The following is a 16,140-nucleotide window of genomic DNA, read 5'->3' on the forward strand; positions in this document are numbered from 1 at the left end:
TTTTCACGAGAACAAAAAATGAACCATGGATATGAAGCATCGCTCGTCAAGCGAGTCGTCAATCAGCTTGTCGCGAGCATCGTCAACGGAGAATACAAAGACAATGTCCTGCCGCCACAAGTGATCCTTTCAAAGAAGCATGGTGTTTCCCGGACCATCATGCGAGAAGCGTTAAGCGTTCTCATCTCACGGCGCATGCTCGATGTCCGGCCCAAGACAGGCACGCGCATCCGTCCTGCAGGCGAATGGCTCATCATCGATTCGGAAGTCGCGGAGTGGCGGTTGCGCGCCCTGCCCGACACCGACTGCATGCGCCGGCTGATTCACTTCCGCTCGCTCGTCGATCCACCCGCCGCCGCGCTTGCCGCGACGCGCGCCAACCGGCATCAGCGTATCGCCATCAATGCAGCTTTCCAGCGGCTCGTGCATGCATCGCCTTCGGAGGACTTGCAGTCGTCGACGGAAGAAGCTTTGCTTACCGCTATCGTCGATGCCAGCGGCGACGAAGTCTTGCGCCAGATGGGAAGCGTCGTTCGCGTGGGCATAAGGGCGTTGAAAGCGTCGGTGCGCATGCAGCCGCATGCGCTCGCGCGCGTGACCGAATCGCAACTGAGCGATTATGGCCGTGTCGTGCGTGCAATCGATACGGCCGACGGCAACGGCGCTCGCCTCGCGATGTCGCAAGTGCTTGGCCGCACTGCGTCGATGTGGGTGGAAGAACCGGTCTGATATCCCCGCGTACGCCGATTGCAATCCGTGACTACAATGGTCGAGTGCCTTGAGTGGCCGTGAAGCGCTTCGCAATGCAATGACCGGAGGCAACGATGGCAGAACTCGACAAGGAAGAAGTGGTCGGCGTACTGAACCGGATTCTCGAATCGGAACTCGCTGGCGTCGTGCGCTATACGCACTATTCGTTTCTGGTGTTCGGCTTCGGCCGCATTCCGATCGTGTCGTGGCTGCGCGCGCAGGCCGACGAATCGCTGACGCATGCGCATCAGGCAGGCGAATGGATCACGACGCTCGGCGCCTATCCGTCGCTTGCAATCGGTCCGCTGCTCGACAATCACACGTTCGATATCGCGACCATTCTGCGCGAATCACTGCAAGCGGAAAATGTCGCGCTCGACTTGTATCGCCAGTTGCTGGGCCTTGTCGAGGATCGGTCCGTCGCGCTAGAAGAATACGCGCGGCAGATGATTCAGACCGAAGAATTGCATGCGGGCGAAGTGGATAAAATGCTGCGCCGTCCCGGTGAAGTCGATACTTCGCCGGAAAGACGATCAGGGCACAGCTAAGAAAAAACGCGCTGCCCGTACGAAACGGCCAGCGCGTTTTGACGACGGCAAAGAACTTACTTCGGCTGGGCGACGGTGCGCAAATAAGGCTTGAGCGTCTTGAAGCCTTCCGGGTATTTCTTCTTGGCGTCTTCGTCGGAGACGGACGTCGGGATGATCACGTCCTCGCCCGGCTTCCAGTTCACGGGCGTCGCAACCGTATGCTTCGCGTTCAGTTGCAGCGCGTCGAGCAAGCGCAGGACTTCGTCGAAGTTGCGGCCCGCGCTCATCGGATAAGTGAACGTGGCCTTGATCTTCTTGTCCGGTCCAATGATGAACACGGCGCGAATGGTCGCGTTGTCCACCGCCGTACGCGGGCCACCGCCGCTCGCGTTGGGATGGATCATGTCGTAGAGCTTCGCCACGTTCAGGTCCGCGTCGCCGATCATCGGATAGTTCACGGCCGCGCCCTGCGTTTCCTCGATGTCCTTCGCCCATTTCGAATGGTTATCGACCGGGTCGATGGACAGCCCGATGACCTTGGTATTGCGCTTGTCGAACTCGGGCTTGAGCTTCGCCATATAGCCGAGTTCCGTGGTGCAGACGGGCGTGAAGTCCTTGGGATGCGAGAACAGAATGGCCCACTGGTCGCCAATCCACTCATGAAAACGAATCTGGCCCTGGGTGGTTTCTGCGGTGAAATCGGGGGCTTCATCACCAATACGGATGGACATATTTGATCTCCACGTTAGAAATTGGTCGGTGAGCGTTTCGTATGCCAATGCGAAACGCTTCCGGCTATGAGCGCAACTGACAAACCGATTATAGTGCGCCGCACATGCGGGCGGTCCGGCCTGGCCATTTCCCCGCGTCGCGAGTATGGTTTAAGGCATGGAAAGTGCTAAATCGAGCGCACGTTCCAGGCAGACGTTTCGTTCGTCACTCGTATTCCCCGGGAAAATCTGCTATCACGAATGAGCGATGATCTTGGACAGCCGAGCTGCCATCGCAAAGGAGGCGATCGTGACCGTCATGCGAAAGAAGACCGTGGCCGCGTTGCAAACCGAGGCCGGAGAAACGGATGAGATGCTTCAGGAAACGCACGGCGGCCATGCATTGAAACGCACATTGTCTGCGTTCGATGTCGTGCTGCTCGGCATCGGCTGCATCATCGGCGCGGGGATTTTCGTGCTGACGGGGCATGCGGCCGCTGCGAACGCGGGCCCTGCCATCGTCATTTCGTTCGTGCTTGGAGCAATCGTTTGCGCACTGGCTGGGCTGTGTTACGCGGAAATGGCGTCGACGGTGCCGGTTTCCGGCAGCGCCTATACCTATGCGTACGCCACCATGGGCGAACTCATCGCGTGGCTCATCGGCTGGGACCTGATACTCGAATATGCGGTCGGTGCGACGACGGTCGCCATCGGCTGGTCGGGCTACGTCGTAAGCTTTCTGCATTCGCTGCATATCGATATCCCCGCGCAACTCTCTCAAGCGCCCTTCGCTTACGACCCAGGCAAAGGCTGGAGTCATGCCGGCGCGATTCTCAACGTACCGGCCATGGTGATCGTCGGGCTCATCACTATTCTGCTTGTCATCGGCATTCGCGAATCGGCGCGCGTCAATAGTTTCATCGTCGTGATCAAGGTGCTGATCGTGCTCGCGTTCATTGCGGCAGGCATCACTTATGTCGATACGAGCCATTGGGTCACCGCGACGAATCCGACAGGCGCATTCCTTCCGCCCAATACAGGCGAGGCAGGTGTCTATGGCATGAGCGGTGTCTTGCGCGGTGCGGCAGTCGTGTTCTTCGCGTATATCGGTTTCGATTCGGTGTCGTGCGTCGCGCAGGAAACGCGCAACCCGAGGCGCGACATGCCGATCGGACTGCTCGGCTCACTCACCATTTGCACGATTCTCTATGTGCTCGTGTCGTATGTACTCACGGGTATCGTTTCGTACGACAAGCTCAATGTGGCCGATCCTATCGCCGTAGGTGTCGATGCAATCGGCATGCGCTGGCTCTCGCCTATCGTGAAACTGGGTGCGATCTTCGGCTTGACCTCGGTCATTCTCGTGCTGCTGCTGAGTCAGCCGCGCATTTTCTATTCGATGGCAAAAGACGGATTGCTTCCGCCTTTTGCTTCGAAGATTCACCCGCGTTTTCATACGCCCTATATCACCACGATCGTGACGGGACTCATCGTGATGGTTCTCGCCGGCTTGCTGCCGATCGGTCTGGTCGGCGAGCTCGTCAGCATCGGCACGCTCTTCGCGTTTGCTGTCGTGTGCATTGGCGTACTCGTGTTGCGCATCACTCAGCCTGAATTGAAGCGCGCGTTCAAGACGCCCGCGGTATTCATCGTGGCCCCGCTCGGCGCGATTTCATCCGTATTCCTGATGACGGGACTGCCCGCCGATACGTGGATACGCCTCGTCATCTGGATGGCCATTGGCATCGTCATTTACTTCGGCTATGGCATACGCAATAGCCGATTGCGTAACGCCAGCGAGACGCCGCCGGCGCACACGGCGAGGAACTGACTTGTTGACCTAGCTAGGGCGTCGCGTGCCATGTTCGCGCGCTTCTTGCGCGCTTTCATAGATATAGGGCGCGACGCCGCGCTGCTTGAGTGCGTCGCCCAGTTTCATGCGCAGGAAGCTGCTCGTCGTATAGCGCGTCACGCCATCATAGAAATCGCCGACGAGCTTCGTGACCATTTCCGAATAGGCATCGAGCATTTCGGGGCGGATCGAAAAATTGTCGTAATTCACAATGGCATGCGGCTTGGCTTCAACATTCGCCAGTTGCTTTTCCACTTCACGACGAATGGCTTCCACGTCGTGCAACGTGGCAACTTCGTGCCCCTCGAAATTGATAAAGAAAAGATGCTTCTCTGCGTCGTAGCTAAATCGTTCAGACAAGTCGAGCCCGAGTAGTGCGTTGCGCAGGCCCATCGGCGTGTCGCGGAAAATGCGCTCATCCATCAGTCGCGGCGGCGACTTGATCACGGGCCGGAAACCCATCTGGGCAACGATATCCCGCTCGACATCGATGCCCGGCGCGACCTCCGTCAATACCAACCCTTCATTCGTCAGTTCGAACACGCAGCGCTCCGTCACGTAAAGCACGGTCTGCCCGCGCTCGACGGCATAGCGGCCGCTGAATGTGCGATGCTCCACGGCATCGACGAACTTGCGGCAATCGCCATCTCGGCGAATGTCGAGCTTGCCGCCGTCGATGGCAATGTCCAGCTTGCCCGCGTTGAACGTGCCGACGAACACGACCTTCTTCGCCGCCTGACTGATGTTGATGAAGCCACCCGCGCCCGCGAGTTTTGGACCGAACTTGCTGACATTGAGATTGCCTTCGCGATCCGCTTGCGCAAGCCCCAGAAATGCGATGTCCAGACCGCCGCCGTCGTAGAAGTCGAATTGATACGGCTGGTCGATGATGGCTTGCGTATTCGTGGCCGCGCCGAAATTGAGTCCGCCAGCGGGAATGCCGCCGATCACGCCGGGTTCTGTCGTCATGGTGAACAGATCGATGACCTGCTCTTCATTCGCGACACTCGCGATGCCTTCCGGCATGCCGATGCCGAGATTCACGACGCTATTGGCCATCAACTCGAATGCGGCGCGGCGCGCGATGATCTTGCGTTCATTGAGCGGCATGGGCGGCACGGAACTCGCGGCCACGCGCAATTCACTGGAAAAGGCGGCACTATATTGCTCGCCGAAAGTCTGCCAGTGATTTTCAGGCCGCGCGACGACGACGCAATCCACCATCACGCCAGGGATTTTCACTTGCCGCGAATGGAGTGTGTTGGATTCCGCGAGCCGCTCCACTTGCGCGATGACGATGCCGCCCGAATTGCGCGCGGCCATCGCGATGGAAAGCGCTTCGAGCGTGAGCGCTTCCTTTTCCATCGTGATATTGCCATTGAGATCCGCAGTCGTGCCTCTCACGATAGCGACATCGATTGGAAATGCCTTGTAGTACAGGTAATCCGCGCCGTCTATCTGCATGAGCCGCACGATGTCTTCGGTCGTGCGCGCATTGAGTTTGCCGCCGCCGTTGCGTGGATCGACGAACGTGCCCAAACCTACGCTGGAGAGTTGCCCGGGCCGATGCGCGGCTATATCGCGAAAGAGTTGCGAAATCACGCCTTGCGGCAGGTTATAAGCCTCGATGCGGTTCTCGATCGCCATTCTTTGCAAGCCCGGCACGAGGCCCCAATGTCCGCCGATGACGCGCTTGATCAGGCCTTCATGCGCGAAATGGTTGAGGCCTTTCGTGCGACCGTCGCCCTGGCCAGCCGCATAAACGATCGTGAGATTCGCAAGCGGCTCCTGAGCGTCGGCGGCGCCTTGCTCTTTCTCGTCGAGATACCGCGCTTCGAGCGCAATCGCGACTTCTTCCGCGAAGCCGACGCCCACGAAGCCGCTCGTCGCAATGGTGTCGCCTGGGCGAATCAATCTCACTGCCTCGCGGGCGGACACGATCTTGCCGCGCTCCACGAGACGCGCTGACGACGGAAACGGATGGCGAGGCGTGGCGCTGCTGGCGGTCATGGCGTCTCCCTTTATTCGATGCCCGTGCTAACGATCATCTCGATGTTTCGCATCACGGTATCACCAAATCGCCATCAATGACTCGCGCCCAGATAGGCCGCTTTGACAGAAGGATCGTTGCGCAGTTGCTCCGCCGGGCCATGCGTTGCGACGCGGCCATTCTCCAGTACATATCCATAATCCGCGACATTCAGCGCGGCAGCGGCGAATTGTTCGACGAGCAGCATCGTGACGCCGTCCTGCTTTAAACGCTCGATGATGCGAAATACTTCTTCGACGAGAATGGGTGCGAGACCCATCGAGGGTTCATCGAGCAGGACGAGATCCGGATTCAGCATGATTGCGCGTGCCATTGCAAGCATTTGCTGTTCGCCGCCCGAAAGCGTGCCGGCGAGTTGATGCCGGCGTTCCTTCAGGCGCGGAAAAATTTCGATCGCGCGTTCGAGATCGGCGGCGACGTCGCCCTTCGGACGCGCCCATGTCAGGCGTGGAAACGCGCCGAGCAGTAAGTTGTCCGTGACGGACATCGTCGCGAACACGCGTCTTCCTTCCGGCGAATGCGCGAGGCCCAGGCGCGCGATCTTGTGCGAGTCCATCGCGTCGATCCGCTTTGCCGCATTGCCGACGCCCATCGTGATCTCGCCGTCGGTCGGCTTGATCATGCCGGATATCGCGCGCATGGTCGTCGTCTTGCCGGCCCCGTTCGAGCCGATCAGCGTGACGACTTTTGCCTTGGGCACGTCAAGCGATATGCCGTGAAGCACTTTTACTTTGCCGTAACCCGCGTGGAGGTTTTTTATCGTCAGCATCGATGGTCCTTCGTTTGCATGGCCCCGCGCTATCACTCAAAGGAATTGCTTCAAGCCGTTTGCGCAGCTTGTCCGCCGAGGTAGGCTTCAATGACTTTCTCGTTAGCCTGAATCTCCGCAGGCTTGCCTTCGGCGATCTTCTGCCCGAAGTCCAGCACGGACACGGTATCGCACACGCTCATGACCACGTCCATATGATGCTCGATCAGCACCACGGTAATGCCGTGATGGCGCACCTTTCGAATGATGGCGACGAGTTCGCGAATATCGGGCGCAGTGAGTCCGGCAGCGGGTTCATCGAGCAGAAGCAATTGCGGATCGAGCGCGAGCGCCCGTGCGATTTCCAGCAGACGCTGCTTGCCGTAGGGAAGATTGCGCGCCTCCTCGCCCGCGACATGTTCGAGTCCCACGAAGCGCAGCATGTTGAACGCACGTTCCCGCGCCGCATGTTCTTCACGCCGATAACGCCCGCTCATGACGCCGACATCCGCGAAGTTCGAGCGAAACGTATGGTGCAAACCGACGAGTACGTTTTCGAGTGCCGTCATTTCGCCGAAGAGCTGCACGTTCTGAAAAGTGCGCGCGATGCCCGACAGCGCAATTCTCGACGACGTGCGACCCGCGATCGCCTGCCCCTGATATTCGATCACGCCCGCGGTAGGCACATAGATGCCCGTCAGGACATTCATCATCGTGCTCTTGCCCGATCCGTTCGGACCGATCAGGCCATGAATCGTGCCGCGCTTGACCGTCAGGCTGACATCGTTGAGCGCCTTGAGGCCGCTGAATTGCATCAGCACGCCTCTCACATCGAGAATGGCGTCGGCGCCTTCGGTTACCACGGCGGCGACTGCATCGCCTTCACGCGTATCGCTTGCAAGGGCTTCGGTGTCGACCTTCGTCACACGCACGCGGCCCATATGCAGCGTCTTGCGCACGAAACCGACTATGCCGTCCTGCAAGTAATACACGACGAGCAGAATCATCAAGCCGAAAATGGTCAAGCGCCAGTCGGTGAGCGCGTCGATCCAGAATGAGAATGCAGCGAGGCCCGCCGTGCCGATGACCGGTATGGCGACGCGTTGCGGTGTCGTCGTCTTGCGCGCGAGTGCGAGCGCTGCTCCCGCAACGACGAGCACCGCAAGCGCCGTCGCGACGACTCTGAAGTTGGCGATATCGTCGAGCAGCTTGGGCAACATCACGATCACCGTCGAACCGATGATCGCGCCTGTGCGCGTCTTGCGACCGCCCATGATGATCGCAAGCAAAAAGAGAATAGTGAGTTCGAAGTTATAGGTGTTGGGCGAGATGTATTGCTCGGAGTAAGAATAGAGGCAGCCCGCGAGTCCGGCAAAGCCCGCACTGATGACGAACGCATAAACCTTGTAGCGATAAACCGACACGCCCATGCAGTCCGACGCAATGGGACTATCGCGCAAGGCTTCGAATGCGCGCCCGAGATGCGACTTCAACACGCGATGCACGACGATGAGCGAGGCAACCAGCAGCGCCGCCACGAGCCAGTAATACTGCACTTCATCGAGCCTGTGACCGGCGAACATCGGCTTGGGAATCTTGAGTCCCATTGGGCCGTTCGTCAGAAAATCCATCTCGTTGATCAGGATCTGGATGATGGTGCCGAACGCGAGCGTGACCATCGCCAGATAAGGGCCGGACACGCGCAGCGCAGGCAACGCGAGTATCGCGCCGAATGCGGCCGTCACCGCGATGGCGAGCGGCGCAGTCACATAGAAAGGCATGCCGAGCTTGGCGAACAGCACGCCCGCTGTATATGCGCCCACGCCGAACAAGCCCGCGTGTCCGAGCGACACCTGCCCCGTGTAGCCCACCACGATATCGAGCCCGAACAGCAGGATCGCGTAAATCATGATGGTTTCGACGAGATGGATGTAATACGGATTACCCGACAGGACCGGGAAAATCGCGAGCGCCGCAAGGCCGATGAGGGCCGCAATCCAGTTCTTTGCTTTCATCATGGCTGCCTCAGACCTTCTTGATCGCCGTCTTGCCGAAGAGACCCGCAGGCTTCACGGCCAGCACGATCAAGAGCAATACGAGCCCTGGCACGTCCTTGTAGCCGGTGGAAATATAGAAGCCGGTCGTTGTTTCCGCGATGCCCAGAATCATGCCGCCGACGATAATGCCCATGCCGCTCGACAAGCCGCCGATGATCGCCACGGCGAAAGCCTTGAGTCCGAGCACCGCACCCATCGTCGCGCCCGTGAGCGTAAGCGGTGCAATGAGAACGCCCGCAAACGCCGCTGTCAGCGACGAAAGCGCGTAAGAGAACGTGATGACGAGGCCGGTGTTGATGCCCATGAGCGCGGCCGCATCGCGATCGTTGGCCGTCGCGACGACTGCCTTGCCGAAGATCGTCTTGCGATTGAAGAACTCCACCGCGAGCATCATGACGAGTGCGCCGCCCACGACGAGCAATTCCATCGGCAATACATTCGCGCCGAAAACCTTGAGCGGTGCTTCGGGCAACGGCGACGGAAAGCGAAGATCGTCACGGCCCCACACGTTTTCCGCGACGTTCTTGAAGATGATGCCAAGCGCGATCGTCGACATGATCCAGCCGAATTCCGACTTGATCTTGATAGCGGGCCGCACGCCGATTCGTTCGACGAACGAGCCTTGCACGAGCCCGAAGAGACACACGAGCGGAATCATCAGCCAGTAATTGACGCCTGCCGACACGAGCGTCAGGCCCACGAGTGCGCCGAGCATGAGCGCATCGCCCTGGCCGAAGTTCAGCGTGCCGGACGTCGCGAAGGTAAGCTGATAACCGAATGCGATCACCGCGTAGATCATGCCGAGCGCGATGCCGCTATAAATGAGCTGAAGGAGAATCATCGTATGGACGCCTTAGAATCGGTACACGAAGCGCATACAGCAAGCCGCGCCCACCTTGCATGGCGGGCGCGGCTTTTACCCTCGGAATGAAACTCGTGTGTCAGTTCGAAGCGGTCGTCGTCTGCTTGGTGCGCAGCGTGCTGCCGCCTTTCTTGTCCGCGTCGTAGGCGTAAATCACTCGACCGCCCTTCACTTCGCCGATGACCGGCACGTTCGGGCTGATCGCTTCATGATCTTGCTTGGTGAACGGCTTGTCGTAGGACATCACCACGCCATCGACTTTCGTATTCAGATTTTCGAGCGCTTGCTTGACCTTGGGGCCGTCCGTCGAGCCGGCCTGCTTGATCGCCGCTGCGAGCAGATAAACCGAGTCATAGCCTTGCGCCGCCGACACCGGTGAATCGATACGATCGTTCTTCGGCTTGAATTCCTTCAGATACGCTTCGATGAACGCCTTGCGCTTGGGCGTATTCGCGTCCTGAATGAACGTCTGCGGCATGCGCGCGCCTTCGCCGTTCGCGCCAGCGTTGTCGATATAGTTCGCCATCGAAAGCGTCCAACTGCCGATCAGCGGCACTTTCCAGCCCAGTTTGGCCATGCCGTTGGCAATCTGCGCAAGCTCCGGCCCAATGCCATATGTCAGGACGGCTTCGGCGCCCGCCTCTTTTGCCTTGAGCAATTGAGCGGTCATGTCGACGTCCTTGATATTGAATTTCTCGACCGCGACCGGCTTGACGCCTTTGGCCGCCAGCGCCTTTTCGAGGTCTTCACGGCCAAGCTGACCGTAATTCGTGGAGTCGGCGAGAATGGCGACCTTCTTGAAACCACGCTTGGTCACGGCTTCCTCGACGATCATCGGCGCCTGAATGCGGTCTGCCGCGGCATTGCGGAAAACGTAGTTGTCGGGCTGATCGTCGAATTGCTTCGTCACGACCGAACCCGTCGCCACATTGTTGAAGACGGGAATCTTCGCTTCCTGAAAGAAGCGCTGCGACGCGAGCGCCACACCGGTATTGATATAACCCACTACCGCGACCACTTTCTCCTTGTTAATCAGTTCCTGCGCAATCTGCACGCCGCGCTCGTTCTTCGCTTCGTCGTCGCGTTCGACGAGTACGATCTGCCGGCCAAGCACGCCACCCGACTTGTTGATTTCCGCAGTGGCAAGCCGCACGCCGTCGCGCATGCTGACGCCCATCGACGACGAGCCGCCCGTGAACGGGCCGTCGACGCCGATCTTGATCGGATCAGCCGCGTAGGCTGACGAGAAAACGCCGAACGCGAGCATGCCCGCGATGAGTTTCATCTGCATTCCCATGTGTGTCTCCGTCGCATGAACCGCTTTTAAAGGCCTGCCCCGCCCGATTTCTTCTACCTTTCGTTTAATTAGGCGCTTGGTGATCGAGTTTAGAAAAATGTAAGGATCAGACCATATTCGGACATACCCGAACGGCACGAGCGTTAGCGCACATCGGAATGAAAACGAGAGCGTCCCAGGCCGTAAGGCTTTGGGACGCGAAGAGTAAGTTTTGGCGATGCACCAACTTAGCGCGGCGTTCCGGCGTCGAGCGCTTGAGTGAATTGCCGCAACACCGAGCTGGACGCATCGGTCACGGCCCAGAACGTCATGCCGTCGCGATTCCAGCGCGCAAGCGCATAGCCGTCATCGGACTGTGTGACGACGGCTTTGCCGTCTTCTCGTGACGGCTTTTCCGGAAACACGTAGACATCGATGGGATGCTTCAGATACCGATACACGACCACCGCCACCGGCCGATGGCCGACATAATCGAGCCTTCCGCCCACTAGCGCGAAGCCCGGTCCCGCCGGGTCGATCACCGGCGGCGCGTAATCGATGCGGCCATTGAACCATGGCTTGACAGTGTGTTTATCGCTGGACAATACATCGATCGGACGGTCCGACATCAACGCGCGCACGTGGCTGGACACGATCTCCTGCGCGACAGGCGCATCGTTGTTCAATCGCGGCGCGGACTGAAACCACAGCATTACGCCGAGCACGACAGCCGAAAGCGTCGCGCCAGTGAATGCGCCACCGAAGAAAGGCCAAGGCGTGCCGAAGGCAAGCCGCCATGAGCGAGGTTGCTTGTTCGTTTGCGGCTGTTGACGCTCTTCGCGCGCTGCTTCCTCTCGCACGCGCGACAGCACTTGCGCGCGCAAATGCACCGGCGCGTGATGATAAAGCGAGCCATCGGTCAGCCTCGTATCGAGCGAGGCGGTTTCATTTTTGTCCATTGCCCGACTCCTCGGAATGACCCGGCCCCAATCTGCGCACGAGCCGCACGCTCGGTCTGTCGCTTTGCGCCGCGCGCACGGCAGTCGCCAACATCTTGCGGCCGCGTGCAAGCCTCGACATGACCGTTCCAATCGGCACGCCCGTGATGGCGGCCACTTCCTTGTAACTCATATCCTCGATTTCACGTAACACCAGCACTTCCCGAAACACGAGCGGTAAAGCCTCCAGTGCGCGATGCACGAGATGCACTTCGTCTTTCCGCACCGCGAGCGTCTCGGGATTCACGCCCGCTTCATCGGACCAGCCGGGCAATGCTTCGTCGCCGGCGATTTCTTCATCGTAAGGCGTCGCGTCCGCCAGTTGCACGCGTCGGCGCCATTCGGTGAACCACGTGTTCCGCACGATGGCAAGCAGCCACGCACGTGCGTTCGCTTCTTCTTCACCTTCGAAGCCGTCGAAGAAACGGAATGCACGCAAATACGCTTCCTGCACGACATCGTCGGCATCGCTCGCGCTACCCGAGAGCCAGCGCGCGAGGTTATACGCGGCGTCGATATGCGGCATCACCGTCGCCTCGAAGCGCGCATGCGGGGACTTGCCTTGTTTCGACCTGCTCGGCCACATCGCGCGGGTCTCCTGGTGACGGTTGAACGCACGCTCGAATCACGCGTGCACATCCTCCATTACTTCCATCGCGGGTGTTTTATTCCCATGCTCCCAGAAAATTTTCCGGGAATAACGCGCTGCGCGAGCCGGTTCGATGAACGGATACCGCAAAGGCATTCATTTCATCGACCCCACTCGTCAAGGAATTGCCATGAACACCAAGTTAAACGACCCGCCCGCTACAGATCAACTCGACGATCACGGCAAGCGTCGGCGCACCGCCCTGTCCTGCATGGCGTGGGCGGGCGCAGGCGTGCTGTGGACACTGAGCGGCGGCGTGCCGCGTTCGCGCCTGATTTCCACCGCTTATGCCGAAGAAACCACTCATTCGTTCAGCTTCGTGCAAATCAGCGATAGCCATATCGGCTTCAATAAAGACCCGAACACGGAGCCGACGAGCACGCTTCAGGAAGCCATCGGCCAGGTTCGCAAGATGCCTCAGCGGCCTGCGTTCATGATCCATACCGGCGACATCACGCATGTTTCCAAACCCGCGCAGTTCGATACGGCCACGCAGATCATCGGCGACGCGGGCATGCCCGTGCATTACGTGCCGGGCGAGCACGATGTACTCGTCGACAATGGCGATCCATTCTTCTCGCGCTTTTCGAATCAATACGGACGCGGCAGCACGCGCCATTGGTATAGCTTCGACGAAGGCGGCGTGCATTTCATCGGCCTGACTAACGTAATCGACTTGAAGGGCGGCGGACTCGGTTTTCTCGGCGATGAACAGCTCGCGTGGCTCAAGCAGGATCTGCAGGCAAGGACGAGCAGCACGCCAATCGTCGTATTCGCGCATATACCGTTGTGGGCGCTTTATCCCGCATGGGGATGGGGCACCGACGACAGCGAACAGGCGCTCGCGTTACTCAAGCGCTTCGGCTCGGTGACGGTTTTGAATGGTCACGTGCATCAGGTCGCACAGAAAGTCGAAGGCGACATGCGCTTCTATTCCGCCATGTCCACGGCATTTCCGCAGCCCGCGCCCGGCGCTGCATCGGGACCCGGACCAATGAAAGTCGGCGCGGACCGTTTGCGTTCGATGCTCGGCTTGCGCGCCGTCACTCACGTAGCGGGACGCGAACAGTTGGCCATTGTCGATACGTCGCTTGCGGAGGCACACGCATGAACGCGAACTTCATCGGCCAATGCGCGCGCCAGCTTGCCATTGCACTCGTCGTCAGGGGACTCGTGAGCGGAATACCTTCCGCATGCGCCGAAGAACCTGCACAGCAGATGGCGGCAGTGAGTGTGCCCACCATATCCATCGATAACTTCTCGTTCAGCAAGGCGGCGCTAACGGTTCCGGTCGGTACGAAAGTGACGTGGATCAATCACGACGACATGCTGCATACCGTTGTGGACGAGGGCAAGTCATTCAAGTCCGATCCGCTGGATAGTGGCGACAGCTTCTCGCACGTGTTCGATAAACCCGGCACGTACACGTATTTTTGTTCGCTGCATCCGCACATGACAGGCACGATCATCGTGAAATGACCAGGCGATGCCGAGGCGTGCCGGTTCAGCTACGCGCCTTGGCGATTGCGGCCAGGTTGCCTTCGCCGAAGCCATGATGTCCGCGCCGTTCGACGATTTCGAAGAACATGTCGCCCGGCTCGCGCTCGATGAACGTTTGCAGAAAGAGTTGAGGCGTACCGTCCGGCAATATCTCGCCATCGACGAGAATGCCGCGTGTGCGCAGCTTGTCGATGTCCAGGCCATGGCCGGGCAAACGCGCATCGATCTCGTCGTAATAGCGCTGCGGCGGCATGAGAAAACGCACGCCACGCGCGCTTAGCGCATCGACCGATGCAAAGATATCGGCAGATGCCAGGGCAATGTGCTGCACGCCCTCGCCTTCGTGACCCGGCAGATATTGCTGCATGAGGTCCGTGCGATAAGTGCCTTCCTCATAGACCGTGATTCGAATGGAACCACAAGGCGAAACCGTCACAGCCGAATCCTGCGAGACATGCCAGTCCGGATGCACTTGATGAATCTCGCGGAAATGCAGTACGTCGTCGTAGAAGTCGAGCCATTCCTGAATCCGGCCCGCACCGACTGTTTGCGTGAAGTGATCGACTTCCAGCAGACCCGCGCCTTTCAAATCAGCGTTTGCATCGGAAATGGCGCGGAAATCGATGTCATAGATCGATGCTTCGCCACTATTCTTGCCGGGCCAGTGATCCACGAAATACATATGCGAATCGCCGATGCCTTGAATGGCCGGTATCGCCAGTTCATTAGGACCGATCTTCTCGCCCTCGAAATCCCATGCGCCGTAATCGACCGCGCGCTCATGCGCGGTTTGCGCATCCATCACGCGAATGCCGATAGCGGCAATGCCGACGCCATGCGTTTCTGCAAACCGCGTCGCAAACGAATCCGGCTCGGCGTTGAGCAGAAAATTCATGCTGCCCTGACGATAAAGCGTGACCGCCTTGCTCACGTGCCCGGCCACCGGCGTAAAGCCCAGCCGCTCGAACAGCACGGCGAGCGCATGCGGATCGGGACTCGAAAACTCCACGAACTCCAGCCCCGCGATGCCAAGCGGATTGTCGCTAGCCTGGGGCTCGGAGACCGGGCTGGCGGACGCAGTAAAGTCGGCGGAGTCGGGCTGGGTCATCGGGGCAATACCTCAAAATGTACGAACCGGTTCACTGTCGCGAAACTACCATGACTTCTGCATCTTGCGCCACGGCATCGTAAGCTAGAGTAGCGGCAGCGTGTCGTTCGTGTCAAAGTCCGCCCGGCTGCGCTTCACGCGGCGAGCCGCGCTGCATTCATCGAAGGACGCCGCACCTCCGGCGGAAATACATTCCAGGTGCCGTCGTCGTGCCGGAAGAAAATAATCGCGATGGAGCCGCCCGCGTGCCATGCCTCGATGCGAACAAAACGCATGCCCGTGGAATGCGAGCGGCAGAGTTGCACGATGCGTGCCGGATGCGCGGGCGTCGGCGCAAGCCATTTATCGACGGCCCAGTGCAGCGAATTTTCGGCGGTTTGCATGATGGTCTCCTCAAAAGGCCCAAGCCGTGCTCGACCCGATATTGGCGATACAGGCTTGAACGAGCCCCTTGACCGCCCGAATTGCGACACGTGGATGAATGAAGCACGCGCGCACCTGGTGGCTGCGGGCTTCACCGAACAGGCACCATGAAACGAAGTGCTCGCAGTTATTGGTCAACAGGCGATACCGGTCTTCGCCGAGCCTGCTGCGTGCGCGGCGCACCGCTTCCGGGCCGGCGAAGCGGGCGGCCGGACTCTGACGCATGAAGACGTCATGACCGCCCGCGAATTGAGCGAGACTGACTTCTTCGACCGGACCGCGATGCAGTGACTTTGCGAAGCCGGCGTAGTGAATCACCATGCCGTTGCCCGAATAAATGCCGTGGTGCGCATAGCCGGAGCGCCGCGTGACCAGTTCGGCGCCGAGCGAAAAGCCGGTTGCGGCTTGTTCATCGATCGATCCGGACGTCTGGCTGCTCGACATGGCTGGCTCCGATTCATTCTCTCGAGATGGCGCCAGGTGTTTGTGCGGCGCCTTCGTTGCCAAGTCATTTGCAGATTTCTTGCCAATTTATTAACTCGTTGATTTTTCGTCATTTAGACGTTTTTGACCAAATTGGCTGAGGACTTTCTGTCTTTGTAAAACCAACTAAAATCAATAGAGTCT

General features: G+C 59.2%; 16 protein-coding genes. 5 read left to right on the forward strand and 11 right to left on the reverse strand.

Features of this window, described 5'->3' with window-relative positions; translation table 11 throughout:
• Window positions 1–18: 18 nt before the first annotated feature.
• Window positions 19–729, forward strand: coding sequence for a FadR/GntR family transcriptional regulator (locus tag NCR39_RS18325; protein ID WP_250453482.1), 711 nt, complete (start codon window positions 19–21; stop codon window positions 727–729).
• A 95-nt stretch (window positions 730–824) separates the two neighbouring features.
• On the forward strand, window positions 825–1,298 hold the full coding sequence (locus NCR39_RS18330; RefSeq protein ID WP_250453483.1) for a ferritin-like domain-containing protein: 474 nt from the start codon (window positions 825–827) through the stop codon (window positions 1,296–1,298).
• 56 nt (window positions 1,299–1,354) lie between these two features.
• On the opposite strand, the gene NCR39_RS18335 is transcribed toward NCR39_RS18330, so the two are convergent.
• The gene (locus NCR39_RS18335; protein WP_035963697.1) at window positions 1,355–2,011 is read right to left on the reverse strand and encodes a peroxiredoxin; all 657 of its coding nucleotides are present in this window, start codon (window positions 2,009–2,011) and stop codon (window positions 1,355–1,357) included.
• A 298-nt stretch (window positions 2,012–2,309) separates the two neighbouring features.
• On the opposite strand from NCR39_RS18335, the gene NCR39_RS18340 reads away from it, so the two are divergent.
• Window positions 2,310–3,821: an amino acid permease gene (locus NCR39_RS18340; protein ID WP_250453672.1), complete on the forward strand. Its 1,512-nt coding sequence runs from the start codon at window positions 2,310–2,312 to the stop codon at window positions 3,819–3,821.
• 9 nt (window positions 3,822–3,830) lie between these two features.
• Here NCR39_RS18340 and NCR39_RS18345 read toward each other — a convergent pair whose 3' ends face one another.
• From NCR39_RS18345 to NCR39_RS18375, 7 genes are all read right to left on the reverse strand, one after another.
• The gene (locus NCR39_RS18345) at window positions 3,831–5,852 is read right to left on the reverse strand and encodes an acyl CoA:acetate/3-ketoacid CoA transferase (RefSeq protein ID WP_284507248.1); all 2,022 of its coding nucleotides are present in this window, start codon (window positions 5,850–5,852) and stop codon (window positions 3,831–3,833) included.
• A gap of 74 nt (window positions 5,853–5,926) precedes the next feature.
• On the reverse strand, window positions 5,927–6,661 hold the full coding sequence (locus NCR39_RS18350; protein WP_250453484.1) for an ABC transporter ATP-binding protein: 735 nt from the start codon (window positions 6,659–6,661) through the stop codon (window positions 5,927–5,929).
• A 50-nt stretch (window positions 6,662–6,711) separates the two neighbouring features.
• Complete coding sequence (locus tag NCR39_RS18355) at window positions 6,712–8,655, reverse strand: branched-chain amino acid ABC transporter ATP-binding protein/permease (RefSeq protein WP_250453674.1); 1,944 nt, start codon at window positions 8,653–8,655, stop codon at window positions 6,712–6,714.
• Between the two features lie 10 nt (window positions 8,656–8,665).
• Complete coding sequence (locus NCR39_RS18360) at window positions 8,666–9,538, reverse strand: branched-chain amino acid ABC transporter permease (RefSeq protein ID WP_040052287.1); 873 nt, start codon at window positions 9,536–9,538, stop codon at window positions 8,666–8,668.
• 100 nt (window positions 9,539–9,638) lie between these two features.
• Complete coding sequence (locus NCR39_RS18365) at window positions 9,639–10,850, reverse strand: ABC transporter substrate-binding protein (RefSeq protein WP_502800242.1); 1,212 nt, start codon at window positions 10,848–10,850, stop codon at window positions 9,639–9,641.
• A gap of 233 nt (window positions 10,851–11,083) precedes the next feature.
• A complete protein-coding gene (locus NCR39_RS18370) occupies window positions 11,084–11,794 on the reverse strand; it encodes an anti-sigma factor family protein (RefSeq protein WP_250453486.1) in 711 nt (236 codons plus the stop codon).
• Complete coding sequence (locus NCR39_RS18375; RefSeq protein ID WP_040052290.1) at window positions 11,781–12,419, reverse strand: RNA polymerase sigma factor; 639 nt, start codon at window positions 12,417–12,419, stop codon at window positions 11,781–11,783. Before NCR39_RS18375 ends, NCR39_RS18370 begins: the two co-directional genes overlap by 14 nt.
• Before the next feature lie 193 nt (window positions 12,420–12,612).
• On the opposite strand from NCR39_RS18375, the gene NCR39_RS18380 reads away from it, so the two are divergent.
• Together NCR39_RS18380 and NCR39_RS18385 are read left to right on the forward strand one after the other, a co-directional pair.
• Entirely contained in the window at window positions 12,613–13,593 is a 981-nt protein-coding gene (locus NCR39_RS18380; RefSeq protein WP_250453487.1) for a metallophosphoesterase family protein, read from the forward strand.
• Window positions 13,590–13,961: a cupredoxin domain-containing protein gene (locus tag NCR39_RS18385; RefSeq protein ID WP_250453488.1), complete on the forward strand. Its 372-nt coding sequence runs from the start codon at window positions 13,590–13,592 to the stop codon at window positions 13,959–13,961. The genes NCR39_RS18380 and NCR39_RS18385 overlap by 4 nt, the downstream gene beginning before the upstream one ends.
• Window positions 13,962–13,986: 25 nt before the next feature.
• On the opposite strand, the gene NCR39_RS18390 is transcribed toward NCR39_RS18385, so the two are convergent.
• The 3 genes from NCR39_RS18390 to NCR39_RS18400 all read right to left on the reverse strand — a co-directional run bounded on the left by NCR39_RS18390 (window position 13,987) and on the right by NCR39_RS18400 (window position 15,957).
• On the reverse strand, window positions 13,987–15,090 hold the full coding sequence (locus NCR39_RS18390; RefSeq protein ID WP_250453489.1) for a 4-hydroxyphenylpyruvate dioxygenase family protein: 1,104 nt from the start codon (window positions 15,088–15,090) through the stop codon (window positions 13,987–13,989).
• A gap of 134 nt (window positions 15,091–15,224) precedes the next feature.
• Entirely contained in the window at window positions 15,225–15,473 is a 249-nt protein-coding gene (locus NCR39_RS18395) for a hypothetical protein (RefSeq protein ID WP_250453490.1), read from the reverse strand.
• Window positions 15,474–15,483: 10 nt separating this feature from the next.
• Window positions 15,484–15,957 carry a lecithin retinol acyltransferase family protein gene (locus tag NCR39_RS18400; protein WP_250453675.1) on the reverse strand — a complete coding sequence of 158 codons (474 nt, stop codon included), beginning with the start codon at window positions 15,955–15,957 and terminating at the stop codon, window positions 15,484–15,486.
• Window positions 15,958–16,140 lie beyond the last annotated feature (183 nt).

This window comes from Caballeronia sp. ATUFL_M2_KS44, from assembly GCF_023630965.1.
GTDB classification, from domain to species: Bacteria; Pseudomonadota; Gammaproteobacteria; order Burkholderiales; family Burkholderiaceae; genus Caballeronia; species Caballeronia concitans.